General features: G+C 50.2%; 16 protein-coding genes. 12 read left to right on the forward strand and 4 right to left on the reverse strand.

Translation table 11 applies throughout. The features are described 5' to 3' along the window. Positions 1-81: 81 nt before the first annotated feature. Complete coding sequence (locus tag AR543_RS05040) at positions 82-840, reverse strand: TspO/MBR family protein (RefSeq protein WP_060532367.1); 759 nt, start codon at positions 838-840, stop codon at positions 82-84. A gap of 278 nt (positions 841-1,118) precedes the next feature. On the opposite strand from AR543_RS05040, the gene AR543_RS05045 reads away from it, so the two are divergent. From AR543_RS05045 to AR543_RS05065, 5 genes are all read left to right on the forward strand, one after another. Beyond that, positions 1,119-2,048, forward strand: a complete 930-nt coding sequence (locus AR543_RS05045) for a carbohydrate ABC transporter permease (RefSeq protein ID WP_060532369.1) — start codon at positions 1,119-1,121, stop codon at positions 2,046-2,048. Then, positions 2,048-2,884 carry a carbohydrate ABC transporter permease gene (locus AR543_RS05050; protein WP_060532371.1) on the forward strand — a complete coding sequence of 279 codons (837 nt, stop codon included), beginning with the start codon at positions 2,048-2,050 and terminating at the stop codon, positions 2,882-2,884. The genes AR543_RS05045 and AR543_RS05050 overlap by 1 nt, the downstream gene beginning before the upstream one ends. A 168-nt stretch (positions 2,885-3,052) precedes the next feature. Then, positions 3,053-4,327: an ABC transporter substrate-binding protein gene (locus AR543_RS05055; RefSeq protein WP_060532373.1), complete on the forward strand. Its 1,275-nt coding sequence runs from the start codon at positions 3,053-3,055 to the stop codon at positions 4,325-4,327. A gap of 404 nt (positions 4,328-4,731) precedes the next feature. Further along, positions 4,732-7,176, forward strand: a complete 2,445-nt coding sequence (locus AR543_RS05060; protein ID WP_082472123.1) for a glycoside hydrolase family 31 protein — start codon at positions 4,732-4,734, stop codon at positions 7,174-7,176. Positions 7,177-7,483: 307 nt separating this feature from the next. Then, positions 7,484-8,419, forward strand: coding sequence for an ROK family protein (locus AR543_RS05065; protein ID WP_060532374.1), 936 nt, complete (start codon positions 7,484-7,486; stop codon positions 8,417-8,419). Positions 8,420-8,514: 95 nt separating this feature from the next. On the opposite strand, the gene AR543_RS05070 is transcribed toward AR543_RS05065, so the two are convergent. Continuing rightward, on the reverse strand, positions 8,515-9,219 hold the full coding sequence (locus AR543_RS05070; RefSeq protein ID WP_060532376.1) for a copper homeostasis protein CutC: 705 nt from the start codon (positions 9,217-9,219) through the stop codon (positions 8,515-8,517). Between the two features lie 234 nt (positions 9,220-9,453). Between AR543_RS05070 and AR543_RS05075 the strand changes: the two genes are divergently transcribed. The 4 genes from AR543_RS05075 (at position 9,454) to AR543_RS05090 (ending at position 15,381) form a co-directional block, all read left to right on the forward strand. Then, on the forward strand, positions 9,454-12,603 hold the full coding sequence (locus tag AR543_RS05075; RefSeq protein WP_060532378.1) for a DEAD/DEAH box helicase: 3,150 nt from the start codon (positions 9,454-9,456) through the stop codon (positions 12,601-12,603). Continuing rightward, the gene (locus tag AR543_RS05080; RefSeq protein WP_060532379.1) at positions 12,600-13,502 is read left to right on the forward strand and encodes a hypothetical protein; all 903 of its coding nucleotides are present in this window, start codon (positions 12,600-12,602) and stop codon (positions 13,500-13,502) included. Before AR543_RS05075 ends, AR543_RS05080 begins: the two co-directional genes overlap by 4 nt. A 78-nt stretch (positions 13,503-13,580) precedes the next feature. Further along, positions 13,581-14,519 (forward strand): M15 family metallopeptidase, encoded by a 939-nt coding sequence (locus AR543_RS05085; protein WP_082472126.1) that lies wholly within the window; start codon positions 13,581-13,583, stop codon positions 14,517-14,519. Between the two features lie 148 nt (positions 14,520-14,667). Further along, complete coding sequence (locus AR543_RS05090) at positions 14,668-15,381, forward strand: hypothetical protein (RefSeq protein WP_060532381.1); 714 nt, start codon at positions 14,668-14,670, stop codon at positions 15,379-15,381. A gap of 112 nt (positions 15,382-15,493) precedes the next feature. On the opposite strand, the gene AR543_RS05095 is transcribed toward AR543_RS05090, so the two are convergent. Further along, positions 15,494-17,560 carry an ATP-dependent helicase gene (locus tag AR543_RS05095; protein ID WP_227871837.1) on the reverse strand — a complete coding sequence of 689 codons (2,067 nt, stop codon included), beginning with the start codon at positions 17,558-17,560 and terminating at the stop codon, positions 15,494-15,496. A gap of 244 nt (positions 17,561-17,804) precedes the next feature. On the opposite strand from AR543_RS05095, the gene AR543_RS05100 reads away from it, so the two are divergent. From AR543_RS05100 to AR543_RS05110, 3 genes are all read left to right on the forward strand, one after another. Then, complete coding sequence (locus tag AR543_RS05100) at positions 17,805-18,650, forward strand: zinc ribbon domain-containing protein (protein WP_060532385.1); 846 nt, start codon at positions 17,805-17,807, stop codon at positions 18,648-18,650. A 103-nt stretch (positions 18,651-18,753) separates the two neighbouring features. Next, positions 18,754-19,542, forward strand: coding sequence for a TrmB family transcriptional regulator (locus AR543_RS05105; protein ID WP_060532387.1), 789 nt, complete (start codon positions 18,754-18,756; stop codon positions 19,540-19,542). 253 nt (positions 19,543-19,795) lie between these two features. Continuing rightward, positions 19,796-20,101 carry a hypothetical protein gene (locus AR543_RS05110; protein ID WP_060532390.1) on the forward strand — a complete coding sequence of 102 codons (306 nt, stop codon included), beginning with the start codon at positions 19,796-19,798 and terminating at the stop codon, positions 20,099-20,101. 174 nt (positions 20,102-20,275) lie between these two features. Here the strand turns inward: AR543_RS05110 and mscL are convergent, their stop codons facing one another. Next, positions 20,276-20,734, reverse strand: a complete 459-nt coding sequence (gene mscL, locus AR543_RS05115) for a large conductance mechanosensitive channel protein MscL (RefSeq protein WP_060532392.1) — start codon at positions 20,732-20,734, stop codon at positions 20,276-20,278. Positions 20,735-20,888: the final 154 nt, after the last annotated feature.

A 20,888-nucleotide genomic window follows, 5' to 3' on the forward strand; every position in this document is an offset into this window, starting at 1 on the left:
CACCATCGACTACACCATACACTACATAAAAAGGCTGTTCTCCATCATCGGAGAGCAGCCTTTTTGACAGGAAGATTAATCTTAATCCCTTGATTTGTTACGGACAAAGAAGATCCAGATCGCGTATACAAATAGCAGAATAGCAGCGATCAGTGCTGTCCAGTGAGTAACCGGAAGATCCGGGTGCTTCACAGCAATCGCGATATACGCCCAGACGAATACCAGCGGATAGATACTGTCACGGAAGCGGTAGCTGATAATAATAGCGAGCAGCGCACCGCCTACTAAAGCAATGACTGACCAGACAGTCGGTGACAATCCAAAGCCGTCCCATTGATTTTTGTTCAGTGCGATCCCGGTATTCAGAATCGTCGCTATCGATACCCAGCCCATGTAAATGCTGTAGGGCAGCTTCACCAGCAGAATCTGTGCCATCGTGGGCTGAACGATTTTGCGGATACGCAGATAAGGAATGATCAGGGTCACGAGCAGCAGGGCAATCACGAGTACGCCCCATTCCAGTTCGAGCGAATGCCAGAGCATCAGCCAACCCATATTACAGAGCGAATTGAGGAACAGCCATGGTCCGATCGCTTCTACCGATTCACGGCTCTCATCTGTATTACGGAATTGATAAATAATAAATCCGATCAGCAGCACATAGATCAGCGACCAGATCGAAAAAGCATAGCCTGCCGGAGTGATGTACAGTTCATACTGATCCGAGATATCGCCTGTATCTCTTCCGAACAGGGTAAGCGCGCTTGCCATATAATTGACAATCAGCACACCCACAATTCCCAGCACGTTGAGCCAGCGGTAAATATTCAGTTTTGCCAAAAGTTTTGCCTCCTTTGATAGGGTATGTAGTAGTACAAATAACCGTACTCTCTTTATATACCCGCAGTATGGCTTCTTGTAAAGGTTAGAAAAATATTATTTTGTTAACCATCGTGCGACAAGGTTCTGGAGTGATTCGAATATTACTGAATTGTCTGAAATGATTGCGTTTACAAAAAAAGAAATCCAAATGTCATCATTCTTACAATCTTTGGGTATATAACAATATATTGCGAATAAGAATATGGAAAAAGTCGATTATCAAAGGGGTTGGAAATATGAACGATACCAGAGCGGCTCAGACAACACGCCATGTTACCCGGACATCGGGCCAGCGCAAGTTGTCGCAGTGGATTCAGCAGCTTGTATTTGTAGGACCTGCTACATTTTTCTTTATTCTCATTGTTATTATTCCTTTCTTCCTGGGCGTCTATTACTCCTTCACAGACTGGAACGGCATCTCCCGCCAGATCAACTGGATCGGAATTGAGAACTATACCCACATCCTGACCAAAGATCCCGATTTCCGTAACGCGTTCTGGTTTACCGTCAGATTCACCGTTGTCGGCATCATAGTGACCAACCTGCTTGGATTTATCCTCGCGTACTTACTGACCAAACCGCTTCGCACGAGAAACATACTTAGAACAGTCTTCTTTATGCCGAACATGATTGGTGGTCTGCTGCTTGGTTTTATCTGGCAGTTTATCTTTATCCGTGGTTTTGCTGCTGTAGGGGAAGCGACAGGCTGGACGCTGTTCAATCTGCCATGGCTCGGTGACCGGGCGACTTCCTTCTGGGGCATTGTTATCGTATTTGTATGGCAGACAGCCGGTTATCTGATGGTTATCTATATCTCCGCGCTGAACAATATTCCCAAGGATGTACTGGAATCCGCCGAGATTGATGGAGCCAGTCGCTGGCAGGTGATTCGCAATATTATCCTGCCGCTGATTATGCCGGCGGTAACGATCTGTTTGTTCCTGGCAATTTCCTGGGCATTCAAAATGTTCGATCTGAACCTCGCGCTGACTGGCGGCGGACCGTTCAAGGCTACCGAATCGGTCGCACTGGATATTTACAATGAAGCCTTTACCAATAACCGTCTCGGATTGGGTACCGCCAAAGCGGTTATCTTCTTCGTCATCGTCGCGATCATTACGAGTATTCAGGTACGTGCTACCAAGAGCAGGGAGGTTGAAATGTAATGGACGTACAAAGCAAATACAGCGCCCGTACATTGATTCTGGAAATTATCGTTATCTTACTGGGACTCGTATTTCTGATCCCGTTTTATTTTCTGATTATCAACTCGGTCAAATCGTTTGGTGATATTCTGTCCAACTCGGCGTCCTGGCCGCAGCAGTTCGTATGGAGCAACTATGTAGATGCGTGGAAAGCAATCGACTTCCCGTCTGCGCTCAAAAACTCGCTGATCGTTACTATCGTGAGCAATCTGCTGCTGGTGCTGATCAGCGCCATGGCAGCCTATCAGATGGTGCGTCATCCGAGCAGGTTCAACCGGATTCTGTATTTTGTACTTGTCGCAGCGATGGTAATTCCTTTTCAATCGATCATGCTGCCGCTGATGGAGATGGCGAGCGCTTATCGCCTCAGTAACAGCATGCTTGGTCTGATCGTCAGCTATCTGGGATTTGGTGCTCCGCTGTCGATCTTCCTGTTCCATGGATTCGTCAAAAATGTACCGCTGGAGATCGAACAGGCGGCACGGGTCGATGGCTCCAACCGTTACGGTGTATTTTTCCGTATCGTCTGCCCGCTGATGATGCCGATGTTCGTGACGGTGATTATTCTGAATACACTATGGATCTGGAATGATTATTTGCTGCCGTCCCTGATGCTGTCGAGCCCGGAGATGCGCACGATTCCGCTGGCAACGTACAGCTTCTTTGGACAATATACCAAGCAGTGGGATATGGCGCTGCCAGCCCTTGTGCTGGGTATCACGCCAATCATTATCTTCTTCCTGTTCCTGCAGCGTTATATTATCCAGGGAATTACTGCCGGATCGGTAAAAGGATAAGATTTATCGTTACTATTCGTTAGCCTATGATTTGCGCAACCTATCATTGATCTAATTATTCCATATGCAAAATGAATAAGCAGGATATTCGCACTGACCACCGTAACCATGCCGGACAGGATATCCTGTATAGTGCCAGCCAAGCCCAGAAAGACAGGAGGACCCTCAATGAAAAAAGTATGGCTTGTCCCGCTTACCCTGCTGCTCAGCTTGTCCGTGCTGATTGCCGGATGCGGGAATCAGCAAGGCGGCAATGTAAACGCTGATGGCAAAAAAGTGATCCATATTTACCAGGGTAAAGTCGAGATCGCAGACGCCCTGAACAAGCTCAAAGCGGAATATGAAAAACAACATCCCGATGTGGAACTGGAGATTCAGTCGGTCGGCGGTGGAGCGGATTATGCTGCTTCGCTCAAAGCCAAATTCGCTGCCGGTGACGAACCGGATATTTTCACCAATGGCGGCGATGAGGAAATGAATCTGTGGCTCGAATATCTCGAAGATATGTCTGATCAGCCATGGGTCAAAAATATCGTGGACGGCGCTGCTGAACAGATCAGCAAGGATGGCCATATTTATGGTCAGCCGAACGGTCTGGAAGGCTACGGATTTATTTACAACAAGGATATTTTCAAAAAAGTAGGCATTACCGAATTGCCGACTACGATTGATGAACTGCGTGCTGCTTGCGAGAAGCTCAAAGCAGCAGGCTACACTCCTTTTTCAAACGGATTCCAGGAGTGGTGGGTACTGGGCAATCATAATGTGACCATTCCATTTTCCCATCAGGATGATCCCAATGCATTCCTGAAGCAGCTGGATAACGGTACAGCACAGATTCCGGGCAATGAGAAATTCGACGAATGGCTCAATCTGCTCGATCTGATGGTCAAATACGGGAACTCGAATCCGCTGACTACAGACTACAATACTCAGGTAACCTTGTTTGCCAACGGCAAAGCTGCCATGATGCAGCAGGGCAACTGGACCCAGGTACAGATCGACGGTATCAAGCCGAATATGAATATTGGCCTGATGCCGATGCCGATCAATAACAACAAGGAAGAGAACGACCGTGTCTTTGTACGTGTACCGAATAACTGGGTCGTTAACAAAAACTCACCTGTCAAAGCCGAAGCCAAAGAGTTCCTGAACTGGCTCGTCAGCTCGGATACAGGCAAGCATTATATTACTGACGAATTCAAGTTCATTCCGGCTTTCAAAAATATCCAGACCTCCGACAAGCAGCTTGGACCGATCGGAGCGGATATAGTGAAGTACAATAACGCAGGCAAGATTCTGCCATGGATTTTCCCGAAATTCCCGATGGGATTAAGCAAGGATTATGCCAGCACCATGCAGGCTTACCTGGCTGGCGAACTGGATCGCCAGGGCATGCTGCAGCAAATGCAGGAGCAATGGGTCAATCTACAGTTGCGTTAACAGATCGGTACGATATGAATGGCCAAATAAAAAGATCAAGCAGCCGGTGCACTTGTTGCCGGCTGCTTATTTTATGATGAAATGGCGCTTCTGCTGCTGAATAAAAAAGTGTATCCCACCAATGTACGTATAAGACGGTGTAGAAACTCTTGCAACAAAAAGAGTTTATTTTACAAAGAAATCAACTGTATATTCACTATTGTGCAAACGCTACCACAAATGATATGATGCAACATAGCATGGAATGTACATAGCCATTTAACAAGAGAAATATAGCTCAATCTGCTTTGATAATCCGCACATATCAGACTCTTATTGGGATAGTGATAATAGCAGGAGTATATTCAGCAGAATCAGTCATTCCGCAGTTCATACTACACCACTACAAACGGAGGGAATACACTATGATGGAGGATACGAGCGCAGCGATACATCCGGACAAAGCAGATCATCAGATGATCCAGGAAGTCTGGAGTTCATTCGGTCAGCTGCAAAATTGGAAAGAGCAGGATGGTGTCTATCTTTGTCAGGGACAGATGGCTGGCGCTGCCCTGGTTTTTTTGTCGGAAGCAGAGTTTCGTTTTAAAGTATTTGGGACAGACGGTATTGATTTGTCCACGACAATTGCCGTACTGCCACAGGAACGAAAGATCGTCCCCAGTATAGAAGAAAATGAGCAGGAATTGGTTTTTCGTACCGAGCTGATTACAGTTACGCTTGATAAGCAAACGTTTGCACTAATTGTGGAAGATCAAGAAGGCCATGAGATTGCCCGCCAGGCAACAGTCAGCTGGACGCCGCGCGGTGCTGTGAATGCACAGTTTAGTATGCCGGAAGATTCTCACTTCTATGGTCTGGGTGAGAAATCTAGCTTTCTGGATAAGCGCGGCGAGCGCTATACGATGTGGAATACGGATGTGTACGCGCCGCATATGCCGGAGATCGAAGCGCTGTATGAATCGATCCCGCTGCTGATTCATATGCATTCCCATTCTAGCTACGGCGTATTTCTGGATAATCCGGGTCGTTCGGATTTTGATATGCGCTCTTATGGTGTCTCTTATACGATAGGATGCACGACCGGCGCGTATGATATTTATTTTATCCATGGTCCGGAGATCAAGGATGTAGTGAGCCGGTATACTGCACTCACTGGCCGCATTGCACTGCCTCCCAAATGGGCCTTGGGCTATCATCAGTCCCGGTACAGCTATATGGATCAAAAAGAAGTAATGGAGCTTGCCTACAGCTTCCGCGACAAAAATATTCCGTGTGATGTGATCTATCTGGATATTCATTATATGGATGAATACCGGGTGTTCACCTTTGACAAGATTCGTTTCCCCGACCCGCAGGGCATGATTGCGAAGCTCAAGGAGATGGGCATTCGGATCATACCGATTGTCGATCCCGGTGTCAAACAGGACCCCAAATATCCGATCTACCGCGAAGGTGTGCAGGAAGACCATTTCTGCCGCCGACTGGAAGGGGATATATATTTTGGCAGCGTATGGCCGGGTATCAGCGCATTCCCGGATTTTACGGATACCAAAACAGCGCAGTGGTGGGGAGATCATCATGCCTTTTACACTTCGCTCGGTATCGATGGCATCTGGAATGATATGAACGAACCGGCTGTTTTCAATGAGCTGAAAACGATGGACCCCGATGTGATGCACCGCAATGACGGCAATCCGGTCACGCATGAAGAGGTTCACAATCTGTACGGCATGCTGATGTCCAAAGCCACCTATGAGGGCATGAAGCAGCATATGGATGGCAGGCGTCCCTTTGTACTGACACGGGCGGGATATTCCGGCATTCAGCGCTATGCCGCCATCTGGACAGGGGATAATCGCAGCTTCTGGGAGCATATGGCGATGGCAATGCCGATGATCCTGAATATGGGATTATCCGGACTGCCTTTTGCCGGACCGGATATTGGCGGGTTTGCCCATCATGCCTCGGGGCAGCTGCTGGTACGATGGACACAGATGGGTGTGTTTTTCCCGTACTGCCGTAATCATTCCTCTATTGGAACCGTGAGACAGGAGCCGTGGTCGTTTGGCGAGCAGCTGGAAGGGATTATCCGGGAGTATATCAGTCTGCGCTACCGCTGGATGCCGCATCTGTATAATCTGTTTTATGAATCGTCCCAAACAGGGATGCCAATCCTGCGTCCGGTACTGCTGGAATATCCACGAGATCCCAAAGTGACCAATCTGTGTGATCAATTCCTGGTCGGTCCGGATGTTATGGTGGCTCCGGTCTATCGTCCAGATACCGATTACCGCACCGTCTATTTGCCGGAAGGCACTTGGTATGATTACTGGACTGGTGCAAAGCAGGCAGGCGGACAGACTGTTCTGGCCCATGCTCCACTGGAAGTGATGCCGATATATGTGCGCGGCGGAGCTATTGTTGCCGAAGGCGAATTGCGTCAGCACGCGGCAGACGATCGGGTAGATGATGTGGTTCATTTCCATATTTACGGTGCCCAAGCTACTGATTCCTTCCATGCCGAATATACGCTGTATGAAGATGATGGAGAGACTTTTGCCCATGAGAATGGCCATTACTCCAGATTGCATGTAGAGGCCCGTGGATCAGACGGGGCTCTGACCCTGTCGCTTCGTTATCTGGAAGATGGTTACCGGGTGAAGCGCCAGCATGTTTGCTTTACCCTTCGTCAGCCTGAGTTTATGCCGTCTGCCATTGATCAGCTGCAGCAGATTGCGCTGGATGAATGGATCGCGGGACAAACAGGTTGGAGTGTGGAGGATAGCAGTGGAAATATACTAATCCGTATTGCGGATCGTCAGCTGGAGGAATTGACCCTGCGAGTCTGAACAGTGTAAGGACTGAACGGTTGCAGGAAGAGAGTGGCTAACAGAATTCATATGAGCAAGAGCATATCGCCGGACAAATGGCGGTATGCTCTTTTTTTGCTACAGACGGGTAGAACGATGCAGCCTACCCCGCTTGATATTCCTTTATAAGTAAATAATGGAATTTGCTATAAAAGTACGCGAATAGCGTATAATAGATAGGGTCGGGAGTTTAGTGAAAAGCTAACTTTTTCACTAAAAATACACGATAACATGATATAGATCCCTGTTATTACATAACACATTTAAGCTCATGGAGATGATCAATATGGAATCTTGCTGGATAGGTATAGATATAGGAGGTACCGGGATCAAAGGTGCCCTGGTGAATGAACAAGGTCAGATGATTGAGCGAATGGAGCTGCCTACACAGGCGGAGCAGGGTGCTGAATTTATCCTGAACCGTGTTCTGTATATTGCGAATGAATTAAAAAGTATCGTCTACGACAGTATAAAAAAGCAGTTTATTACTATACATGGTATCGGCATCGGATCTGCTGGCCGGATCGACCGGGAAAAAGGAATCGTTATCGATGCCACCGACAATCTCCCCGGCTGGAAAGGGCTGCATCTGGCAGAGCGCGTTATGGAATCGACCGGTCTGCCGGTCTATACAGTCAATGATGCCCATGCAGCAGCGGCAGGTGAAGACTGGATCGGTGCAGCTGCAGTTATTCGTTCGTGGATTATGCTGACGATCGGAACAGGTGTGGGTGGAGCGCTCGTTCATTACGGCGAGATTATTTCCGGACAGTACGGCGGCGCCGGTGAGCTGGGGCATATGATTCTTCATCCCGGAGGTCGTCAATGCAACTGCGGCAAAAAGGGCTGTGTGGAGCAGTATATTTCCGGCAAGGCACTGAACCGGATTGCGGCCGATTACCATGCTGGCTGGGGATTATCCGATCTGATGGATGCCGCGCGGACAGGGGATGCCGAAGCCCGTTATTTGCTGGATAACTGGATCAACGATTTTGCGAGTACCATTATCAATATGGATCAGATTTTTGATCCGCAGGCTGTTATTATTGGCGGAGGCGTTATTGTTACACGTGAAACATGGTGGCCGCTGCTGATCCAGCGTATTGATGAACTGGGCGGCAGACCGGTGTTGCTGGAGCCTGCCCTGCTCGGCAATCAGGCCGGTATGGTCGGAGCAGCGCGGATAGCAATGCAGAACCACCGCATGAGAAATCAAACCTGAATTTATAAATATCACAAATATACCCGACAAGCAGTATCATAACCTGCCTGCCGGGTATATTTGTGTAGGATGAAGACATTGTAGTAGACATCGTACTATCTGACTAACAAGGCTGCTTTGGCCTGGCGGATGCGCTTTGCATCCAGAGGCAGATGAATATTGCTATCCTGCCGGACAGCGCTGCCCAGATGGACTTCCTGTACGCCGGTCCCGCGAACAAACTCGTCCAGCGATTCCAGTGTAAGCCCGGCACCAGCGATCAGGCCAATCTGCTGCTGCTGGGCAATCCGGTTCAGCCGGATAATGGTATCTTTTGCATCCAGTACAGAAGCTTGACCGCCCGATGTCAGAATACGCGTGATAGACGGGTAGCGGGACAGTGTATACAGCGCCTGTTCCTGATCCGCAATTTCATCAAAAGCCCGGTGAAAAGTAACAGGCAGCCCGTCCGCTGCTGCCAGAAGCTGCTGCAGAGCCGGTTCGTCGATCTGACCGGACGCATTCAGTACACCCAGTACCAGCGCCGAAGCCTGTGTATGCGCAGCGATCTGCCGGATATCATGCACCATTTGTCCCAACTCTTCCGGCGTATAATAAAAGCTGCGGCTGTGTGGACGAATCATGACGTTAACCGGTATAGGGCTCTCGGCTGTAATCTGCTGTATTAGATCGAGTGGAGGAGTCAATCCGCCTTCCTGCTGGGAGGCGATCAATTCGATGCGGTTGGCTCCTGCTGCGGCTGCAATCCGGGCATCTTCGGGAGTCGTCGCAATCACTTCAAGCAAAATGTCATCGCTCATGAACATCTTCCTCCTGATATTTATTGTATTTTTGACAGTGTATATGGAATTTTCGAACATCCAACCTTATAATAGATAAGATACCTGCTTTATTCGCATTTATCCAGAAAGCAGATGCCATGCACAGGATGGCCTGAAGGCTTGCTTACCGTAAGGAGAGGAATATCCTGTTATGAGAATACACACTAACTATTACAATCGTAAAGATTTGACCGAGATGGACGGGAGACAATGATGGATCAACCGTTATATGGAATATGGATTGGAGACGTATTTTTTTGTTTTTCCGGTGAAATGTCGGAGCCCAAAGTGGATGCATGGATGAAAGTAATGCGCAGAATGGAGTTGCCTGCAGGGCGGCGTCCTTTTGTACAATCCGGACTGCGTCTGGCCGAACTGAAATCAGGCCCGGTCAATACGGCATCCAAAGAGACATTCTCACGCCGGGCTGGCCGCAATAAAAGGCTGCCAGGACGTATGGTAGAAGGACTGGCGCTCTCTGCCGAGCAGGCGTATGATTTGCTGCTCGAATGGGACGAGAAGCTGGTAGCCCGTCAGGGAATTCAGGCTGGTGCAGAGATGCGGTACTGGCATATTGCTGCGAAATTCGCCGAAAAACTGCTGCGTGAAGGCAAGATTCTGCCGGATAGCCGCGTCATTGCCGGTACAGGCAGACGCAGCTCGCAGGCTTCACTGCGCGGTGTATGGAAGCCGCTACTGACAGGAGAAGACCGCGAAATGTTCGCGCGTCTGGCGGAGTCGATTCCAATGATCGGATTATCTGCCCTGTCACTGTTTGCAGCCGGCGAACCGGCCGGCATTTCCCAGGCACGGGCGGAAGTGCTGCACTCGTTCCTGGTAGCGATGATTGATGCGGAAGTACGCCGGATGTTCCGGGATGCCGGTTATGGCAAGTTCCGTGCATACCAGGCAAATTATCGCAGAGGTTCTTCTCCGCATGCACATCTGTGGTGGAATACCATGTTCGATGCTACAGCAGAACTGGCTGTTCAGGGCACCGCAGAGGATATGGCAGAGCTGGAAGAAGAGATTCGGGATCATAATGGCGCGGAAGTACCTCTTCCCGAGGCAGGCGTTCTGGAAGAGCGGATTGGCGAGCTGGGACTCGTCGTTCGTCTGGAACCGCCGCTGGAGAACCGGGAGTCCAAAGCTGCACAGATGCCGTCGGATATGCTGCCGCAGTGGCGGATGTCCTTTTGGGCGACCGACGAATCCGATCCTGCTGTGCTGCTGCCGGCAGCGATGCTGTGGAAGCAGCCGGAGACCCGTATGGTTGTACGGGGACGTACTTATGAGCAGGTACAGCAGCGTCTGTTGATGCAGCTGGGACGTGCTGCGGAGTGTTCACCTATTGTGTCGCTGTTTATCCGTACGGCGAGTCCGGTCGGCGGCATGATGGAAGCAGGCGATGTCTATGCTTTCCTCAAGGAAGATATTCCTCGCCTGCGCAAAGCAGGCATTACCGTACAGATTCCATCGCGCTGGACACGCGAAGGCAAAAAGCGCGCAGGACTGAAGCTGAAAGTCAAATCACCCCAGCCGCAGGAAAACCGCAGCTCCAGTGAAAATACCCGACTTGGGATGGAGCAGATGGTATCCTTTGAACCGCAGGCTGTACTGGATGGCAGAACGCTGACTGCTGCAGAGATGGCCGAGATTGTCAAAAACGGAGTACCGATTATTCCGCTTGATGGTGGCTGGATCGAAGTCGATCTGAACGAGATCAAGCAGGTGCTGCGTTTTATCCGTCGTCATGAAGAAGGCGAGATTTCCTTTAATGAATTAATGCATATCTATGCCGAAGAAGAAGATGCACTCTGGAACGGTCTGCATATTTTCGAGATCGAGACCAATCCGATGCTGACCAATCTGATGGAAGGCAGCGGATGGCGAGATGTAGAAAAACGAACAGTACCTGAAGGACTGCATGGTACATTGCGTCCTTATCAGGAGCGGGGATTCCAGTGGCTGGCCACAATGCGGGATCTGGGATTTGGTGCGTGTCTGGCAGATGATATGGGTCTGGGGAAAACCGTCCAGGTAATTACCTGTATGCTGGACCAGCCGGTGACAGCGCCAAGATTGATCGTTTGTCCTACTTCACTGCTGGGCAACTGGCAGCGTGAGCTGGAACGCTTCGCACCGGAAATGCAGCTATACATTCACCATGGTAGTCGTCGTCCACGCGGCGAGGAATTTGCCGCAGAAGCCCGATCGCATGATATTGTGCTGACCACGTATCATCTGGCTGGCCGGGACGGCGAAGATCTGCGCCAGATCGAATGGTCATCGATCATTCTCGATGAAGCGCAGTATATCAAGAACTACCGCACCAAGCAGGCGCAGAGCGTTATGAAACTGAATGCGCCGCACCGGATTGCCATGACCGGTACGCCGGTGGAGAACCGACTGAGCGAACTGTGGTCTATTTTCCAATTTCTGAATCCGGGTTATCTGGGAACAGCTTCGTCGTTCCGGCATAACTACAATACAGGCGCCGGTCAGGAAATGGAGAGCAAGCTGTCGACACTGCGCAAGCTGGTATCTCCATTTATGCTGCGTCGTCTCAAAAGCGATCCGGATATCCGCCGGGATCTGCCGGACAAGATCGAGCTGAAGTCCTACTGCTATATGACCGTAGAGCAGGCTGGCATGTATCAGAGCGTCGTCTCTGATATGCTGGGCCGCATGAGCAATACCGAAGGTATTACGCGCAAAGGGATTGTGCTGTCTTCCCTGACCAAACTCAAGCAAATCTGTGATCATCCATATCTGCTGCATAACACCGGCAAAGGGGACACAGGCAAGCAGGAACGCTCCGGTAAAATGGCGCGTCTGATCGAACTGCTCGATATGATTCGGGACAGCGGGGAAGCCGCGCTTGTATTTACCCAGTATGTCGAAATGGGCGAGCTGCTGACCGCGCGTCTGAGCAAGCATTATGGCGAGGAGCCATTTTTCCTGCATGGCGGTGTCAGCAAAGCCAACCGTGACGAGATGATCAGTTTATTCCAGCAGGGCGAAGGACCTCCGTTATTCGTGCTTTCACTCAAAGCCGGAGGCGTCGGACTCAATCTGACCCGTGCCAATCATGTTATTCACTATGACCGCTGGTGGAATCCCGCTGTTGAGAACCAGGCGACCGACCGGGTCTTCCGGATCGGACAGCAGCGCAATGTACAGGTACACAAGCTGATCTGTCAGGGAACCCTGGAAGAGCGGATCGATGAATTGATCGAAAGCAAAAAATCACTGGCCGAGCAAGTGGTAGGTGCAGGCGAGCAGTGGCTGACCGAAATGTCGGATGAAGAGCTGAAGCAGCTGGTCTCCCTGCAATCTGCAGAATGGGGGGCTGACGAATGAGTACACAGGAATGGACGATCCGGGACTGCCGCATTGCAGAGGGCATGATCCACGGAACAATCCAGCAGTCGGGCGATACGGAATCAGCCGGCGAACCGGTAACAATTCTGATTCAGCCGCCTTCTGCACAGGAACAGCGTCATCTGCTGAACAGTCTCAGTGCCTCAGCGCAAAAGGTATATTTGCTGCTGCGAGATGCACTGCGGGAAGAAGCAGGAGCGAACGAGGATGGATCATCTCCTGTCAGTTCGTCCCTGTTGTCCGCGATCGGACTGGACTATGTGCATGAACTGCCAGCAGATGCGACTGTAGCCGAAGTACTTTCTTCTTGTACGCCGTATCTGCATACCAACGAGGATCTGGCTGCTTATCTTACAGCCGAAAATGATCGGCAAGCGGAGGAACAGCAGATTCAGATGCTGCTGGGCCATGCCTGGGAGCAGTTGAATCACCAGCCGCTGCTTGCCTGGCATCTGGCTGGCTGGAGTACGGACAAGCTGCTGCGCGAAATATGGCAGCAATGGGGACAGCAGCTGCCGGCACCTGCCGAATGGAGCGTCTCCGAACAGGAGGACGAGGCGGTAGCTACCCTGTCCGATGAACCGAGTCTGGGCAGTCTGCTGGCAGAATCTGCTGCAGCAGGAACATTGCATCAACTGGGCGAAGGTTTGACGGAAGTCGAGGAATATTTACAAAATGCCAATAATAGCTGGCAGCAGCAATTAAAGAAAAACGCTACACTGGTTGTATATACGCCTTCTCCCGGTGAGGAGACGATGCCGGATCTGCAGACATTGCTGCCCGAAGTCAAAGGCGCCATGGATGGATATGAGGAAGTACGCCGCAAAGTGGCTGACCGTATCAGGCAGCGCCATATGTCCCGGCAGAGCAAAAAATAAGGATCACCGTATGGAGCCGGTAGGTAGAACCGGCTCTGTTTTCTTCCCGATGGAGGCAGTGAGCAAAGGAGATTTATCATGATGGATAAGCACAAACGAACAGGATGGAAAGTGATGATTCCGGCAGGAGTACTAGTATCGGGTCTACTGCTGGCAGGCTGTGGTGCTGCGGACAGCAGTACCGATTCAGCAGCAGCTCCGCAGACAGGCAGTACATCGGCACCTGCGGCAGAAGGAACTGCAGCCAGCGGAACCAACAGTAGCACAGGCAGTAATACAACTGCTCCAGCGGACAATACGGCAGGCCAGCCGTCGACAGCCGGTAGCAAACAAACCAGTGCTTCTACAGATGGAAGTGCCGATCTGACTGCGCAGCGGGAGGAAAGCTCCCTGCAATCCACGATCAAAAAAGTAGATGGCAAGGACGTAGTAACCAATCCGGAATCCATGACCGTTATTGTGAACAAGGATCGGTATCTGCCGGACGGCTATGAGCCGCCGGATCTGGTCGTTCCCGATGTTGCCTTTTCTTATGACGGTGTTCTGGAGAAAAGCCATATGCGCAAAGAAGCCGCAGGAGCACTGGAAAAACTGTTTAAGGCAGCCAAGTCTGACGATCTCGATCTGCGTGCGGTATCCGGCTATCGTTCCTACAAACGCCAGGTATCCATTTACAATAATAATGTAGCAACCAAAGGCAAAGCGTACACCGATCGTGTCAGCGCACGTCCCGGTACAAGCGAACATCAGACGGGTCTGGCTATCGATGTATCCGGCCCGGGTATCGGTTACGGACTGGAACAGAGCTTTGGTAAAACAGCCGAAGGCAAATGGCTGAAGCAGCATGCGGCAGAATACGGATTCGTTATCCGTTACAAAAAAGGCGCCGATGCTATTACCGGGTACACCTGGGAACCATGGCATATCCGCTATGTCGGCAAAGAAGTGGCACAGGACGTGACTGCCAAAGACCTGACACTGGAAGAATATTTTGACCAGGACAAGATCAAGCAGTAAACTAAAACGACGCAAAGCCTATCCAATACACTCAGATTCACTCCATAAATGAATTCAGCTTTTCATGAAATAAGCGATAGTAATCCTACTTTATTCTGAGGCTGGTATGGTGATCTGCATTTATCTTCAGAGCAAAGGGGGAACATTCATGAACCATCGGCGGTTTTTGACGATACTTGCCGCTTTTGTACTGCTGGAAACGACAGGATGCACGTTCAGTCCGGCCCCATCTCCGGATGATTCGTCTTCACCAGCCCACTCGTCAGCTGCGCCACTGGTTCAGGAAGGTCCGATCCGTCTGTATGCAACTCAGAACAGCGATGGGGTCTATCATCATATAACCGTTGAAAATGAAAAAACCGGTATCAGCCGGGATTATGATTGGCAGACAGTCAGCAGTCCCGGTTATGAACCGCTGGTCTATCAGACCGATCTCAATGAAGATGGCGAAGCGGAAGCGGTAGTTGTAACGACCCGGGGTTACGGCACAGGCATGTATATTACCGAGCCACATATTGTAGACTGGAACAGTACCCGTGAGCTGGAAGTACAGGACCCGCTGGACTATACGCGCGATCAGGTATCCTTTTCTATTTTGCATCAGGACGGCAGACAGATCATACAGGCTCGCGTGCCCGGACAATCACCTGTAGCTCTGCCGGTCAATACAGCCCATTCATCGGAGCTGCCGCAGTTTGGTTCGGTGATCCGCTATTATGTGGATGATCATAACAAGCTGAATGCCGAAGTGGCGGCCCAAATGTCGGATGGTGTGGCAGTCGGTACAGTTATTCTGCAGTACGGCTGGCAGACAGGTGCGCTGCGGGTTGAGGGTATCACGCTGGACCCGGTAGCTTCCTGACAAGAAAGAATGAAAAACACAAAAAACTGCCGCTGATCGTATTCAGCAGGCAGTTTTTTTGTGTTTTTATCCATAGTGGTTTGGTCGGCTTGATATACCGGATCAGTCGATTTTACTGAAAAGCTTCCAGCAAAAAACGTGAAGGCGGTACCGTTTTGCCATGATGCATCACCGGTGAAGAAATATACAGCTCGTGCTTGGCACGGGTAACGGCTACATAAGCGATTCGCCGTTCTTCCTCCAGAGCAGCCTGCATCAGCTTGCCCTCGGGATCGGGGCCAGTGAATCCCTGTCCGGCTTTGACATCCTCGGGAGCTTCTTCCTGCAAGGCTGCTTTGTGCGGCAAAATGCCTTCCGAGGCGCCCAGCAGATAGACACAGGGGAACTCCAGACCTTTGGCCCGGTGCACAGTCATCAGATGTACACCTTCTGGCGCTTCCTGCTTCATCAGCTCAAGCATTTGTTCCCGCTTGGCGGACAGTTCATCGGCAAATTTGACCATTTCTTCCACAGTGCCGAATTTGCCTGCTGCACTTTCCAGCTCGTCGAGTGTCTCGCGAATATTGTCCTTGTGCCGGGTAGCCGGGCCACTAAAGTCGGCGCTGGCGAACTTGTCATAAAAGACGCGGCGGATCTCGCGAATCGCATACAGCGGCTTCATTTCTTTGATCTTTTTCAGAAACACGATCCGGTCCTTGACCTGCTGGCGCTGGAACGATTGCAGCCGCTCCCAGTGGAAAAGGTGGATCAGTGGATATTTTTTGGCCTGCTTTTGCTCCTGGCTCATAATATGCTCCATACCGGCATCCCGTGAGATATAAAGCGGCCCAATCACGCCGGGCAGAGCATCCATCCGTCGTGAGTTTACGGACAGCCGTAGATGATCCATAACCGGCCGAATCAGCGCATGGTCGTAGAATACCGGCGCTTCCCCGTACTGGATAAATGGAATATCCTCCATCAGCAGTCGTTCGGCGATCGCCCGTGTGCCACTGACCGTTCGGTGCAAAATAGCCACATCGCCGAGTGAACGACCTTCGTTCTGCTGGATTTTGAGCCTTTTCACAATTTCGTCGGCTTCTTCATCAGCATGGGCCGGCCGGATATACAGCGGACTCTGGCCGGCAGATGCACCGGCTTGCAGCGTTTTGTCATGTCGGGCTTCATTATGGGCAATCAGCTTGACGCCGAGGCCCAGAATCTGCGGATGGCTGCGGTAGTTAATATCCAGTGCGATAATGCGCGTGCCGGGATATTCTTTGGGGAAATCGAGAATATATTCCTGTTTGGCTCCATTAAAGGAATAAATGGTTTGGTCATCATCACCGACTACCATCAGATTGCGGTGATTCGCGGCGAGGCGGCGAACCATCTCATATTGCAGACGATTCGTATCCTGAAATTCATCCACCATAATATAGCGGAACCGCTCCTGCAGCATTACCAGCAGATCCGGGTCTTTGAGCAGCTGCTCGGTACGCAGCAGAATATCATCAAAATCAATTTTGCGATGCTCCTGTTTCCATTCCTCATAGCGGCACAATAGTGCACAGCGATCCCGTTCTTCCGGCGTATCCTTTGGCAGATCATCTGCCGAACCGCCTTCCAGCTTGATTGCGGACAAGGTAGCGAGCAACGTCTCCGGCGGCGTGATGCTGGTGGAGCCAATCTCCCGGCGCAGACGCTGAAGAACCGCATGCTGGGCACGGGCATCCCCGAAAATATCTTCCTTGAGATTACCGTAACGGCGCAGCAGAAGCAGGCCAAACGCATGAAAAGTACGCGCTTCAACAGCACGCGCAGTTCTGGCACTGACACCTGGCAGCGCAGCGATCCGTGATTTCATCTCGGCAGCAGCCTTGGTCGTAAAGGTAACCAGCAGAATATGCTGCGGATCGACTTTGCGTACAGATAACAGGTAACCGGCGCGTGCTGTGAGGACAGTCGTTTTGCCGCATCCTGCACCAGCCAGTGTGAGCAGCGGGCCTTCGCCATGACGAACGGCTTCTATCTGCGGCGCATTCAGCAGAATGCCCTGCTGTTCCAACGCACGGAAAAAGGCTGCGTCCTCCGCATAATCGGGAACCAGGGTAATACTTGTATCAGCAGGAGCCGGTTTGGCGGCCGGCAGCGGGGTATGAACAGGGATACCTTGAGGTCGGAGAGCTTGTTTGGTCATCGTGTCTTTCAACAGGTAATCTTCCTTTCCGGCGTCACTTTTTTCAAGTGAGGCAGAAATTTGGTATGATAGGGTTGTATCAACCTATATACGGGTACTGTTATGCATATCCTTCTATTATAATGGATGTATAACCGATGAGTAATCCCCAATATGGAACTTCATCAAAAAATGTAATGTAACAGGTACAACCGTTCACTATAGGTGTACAGTGAGATGGTGCAATTAGAGGAGGAGAACAGTCATGAATTTGTTACAACGGCTGAAAAGCGGTGCCGGAAAAGCGACCGAACGGGCGCAAAATGCAGTGGAAGTAAACCGTATGAACGGCCATATTGTAGATATTGAACGAGAGATCGGAGTTCATTATCTGCGCATGGGTGAAGTCTTTTACGAAGGGTACCGCGCAGGTGATATGTCTATTGCCGAAGAAGAGATGACTGAGTTGTGCAAGGCATGCGATCTTCTTAATGAAGAAATTGAAGAAATCCGTACACGGATAGCGATACTTAGAAATGAACGTGTCTGCGAATGCGGTACAGTCGTGGCATTGGATGCGAATTTCTGCCCGAATTGCGGACGCAAAATGGAAAAGCTGGAGATGCCTCGTGAAAATCGGGAAGAATTCCAGCGCGAACGGGATATCATACGCGACGAACCTATTGTATTCCCGACCGATTCTTCGGTACACGAACCGGAAGAAGAGGAATACGAGCAGGAGGAATTGACAGCGGACGAAGCCGAACGCCGCCGGGCAGCCCGTCTGCGCGAAGAACGCGAGCGTCAGGAAGAGCTGGATCGTCTTGTTCGTTCCTGGAAGCAGGATCTGGGTATCGAGCATGAAGAAGAACCGGAAGAAGAAGTGCCTGCTGTCGCTGCCACAGCTGCCCCGGAGCAGCAGCGTACGGTGCAAAGTGAACCACAGACTGTACGTCAGGAACCTGTGAAAAAGGTAGTAACCGTTACCGAGCCGCTGGAAATGGAATTTGACGACGAAGTGGAGACAGATACTTTTCACTGTCAGTCATGCGGACAGGTACTGCAAAAAGGCTCCAAATGGTGCCCGCATTGTGGAACAGAGCAGATATAATGCAGCAGGCAGGCTGATCATCGCATAGTGATCAGCCTGTTGTCTCATACATAGACATCACTTGGATCAGACTGCAAGCCAACCGGAGAGGATGGAATGCCTGATGGAACAGTTGCTCAATCATTTGCGTAATCTGGGATTTACCGAGCTGGAGGCCAAGGTGATTATAGCCCTGGCACAGCAGGGAACACAGTCGGGGTACGAGGTCGCCAAACGAATCGGTGTCTCCCGTTCGAATGTCTATGCTACTTTGCAGCGTCTATCGACTCGCGGAGTCGTACAGCTGACACCGGGTGAACCTGCTCGCTACAGCGTGCTCCCTGTCAAAGAGCTTACCCGTATGATTGCCGGTCAGATCGGTGAATCGCTCTCCTATCTGGAGCAGGCGATGCCCAGTCACAAGGAGGACCCGCCTGCCTTTTACAGCGTAGAAGGAGAGCGCCGGATTATGGAGATTCTGAGCCGTGAACTGGAACGGGCAGAGGATGAGATTATCGCAGCAATCTGGCAGCAGGAAGCAGCCTGGTTCCGTCCCCAGTTGGAGCAGGCCGAGCAGCGCGGTGTGCGGGTGCTCTGGTCTTTTGAAGGGGGAGAAGAAGAAGGTCATCCTGGCATCCGAATGCTGCGTGAAGGAATCAGCGGGCGCAAATTCTGGCTGGTGATCGACCGCCGATGGTGTATAGTCGGGATGCGTAGCGACACCATGCCTGCCCAGGCAATGGTCACCGAGCATCCACTGATGGCCGAGCTGCTGCTTCAGCATTTTTCCCAGGAAGTGATCCTGTATGAGATGGAAAATGATCTGGGCGAAGAACTAATCCGTCGTTATGGCACAGGGTATGGTCGTATTCTGGAGCGTTATCTGCCGGGTCTGCTGCCGCTGGAGGAGTAAATCGAGGTCTGACAAACCTTCCAAAATGGATAAAGAATTTACTTCTTTTTATCCTTTCCGGTTGCTTCAAAGTTAAATAATTCATATTCTTTTGAACGAGTTTCTTCTATTATAATAGGGAGCGGATTCACACCCGGCTGTCGATTGTAAACAAGAAGTAATATACTGCTATTATCTCCGGATCATACGTAGCGGAGACGACGGAATATTTACAATTCCGTAACACACCACGAATGAAAGGATGATAACTATTATGGAATGTATCGTAAAGTTTGACGTCGTATATCCTCATGAGATCAAATCACTGCGAGGGTTGGTATTTGTAGACCAGGATGCTATGCCGGGAACCGAACAGTTAATCGGAATGTTTAAGGATATGAGCTATCAGGTGACAGCCGATCCTGCCGATCCGATGCGCTTTTTACCTGCAGGTGCATCGTCTACTTTTGAATATATTCGTATTCGGGAGCTCGATACCGGTGAACAAAAGTTTACCGAAGACCGGGACCTCAAGAATTTATTATCCAATCTTCTGCCTAATCAGAACCGGCCGATCTAATCAAGCACTGATTCTGCAGAAGTAGAAAAATAAGCTGCAGGATATAGATCCTGTCCAAAATAAAGCGCCCTGGTTTTCCGGCAACGGAAAAGGGCGCTTTTTTTGCGTATTTGTGCAAAGTGTCAAAACGAGTGTATGGTTTAATAGAAACAATGCCTTTTGCAGGATATATATTTACACTTCGGAAGTGCAATGCGAGCAGCGTGTTGCTTTGAGAGCAATCTCGTTAAGGCAGTATGGACATTCTTTGGTTGTTTTTTCCGGCTCTGGTTTGGCATGCTCTTTGCGTTTGAGCATATTGACGCCTTTGACCAGGAAAAAGACACACATCGCAACGATCAGAAAGTCGATAACCGTATTAATGAACTGTCCGTATGCAATAACTGCCGCTCCAGCCTGCTGTGCTTCGGTTAATGAAGCATATTTTTTGGTGCTACCGGTTAGACTATCCAAATCCCAAAACCGATCGGCAAAGTTCACACCACCAAGCAGCTTGCCGACAGGCGGCATAATAATATCATTTACCAGGGATGTTACAATTTTACCGAACGCTGCTCCGATAATTACACCTACTGCAAGGTCAATTACATTGCCCCGCACTGCAAATTCCTTGAATTCCTTAATTAAACCCATAGTTCTTAGCTCCTTTTTATCAGAAAATTGGCAAAAAACTCCAAAAAGATAGAAAATGTTGTCGTTTCTATAAAGATGGAGGATTACTGCTCTCTTTTTGGATAAATCTCATTTTAGCACAGGTTATAAAAAAATCATCCGCTTCCAATCATTT

The organism is Paenibacillus bovis, from assembly GCF_001421015.2.
GTDB lineage: Bacteria > Bacillota > Bacilli > Paenibacillales > Paenibacillaceae > Saccharibacillus > Saccharibacillus bovis.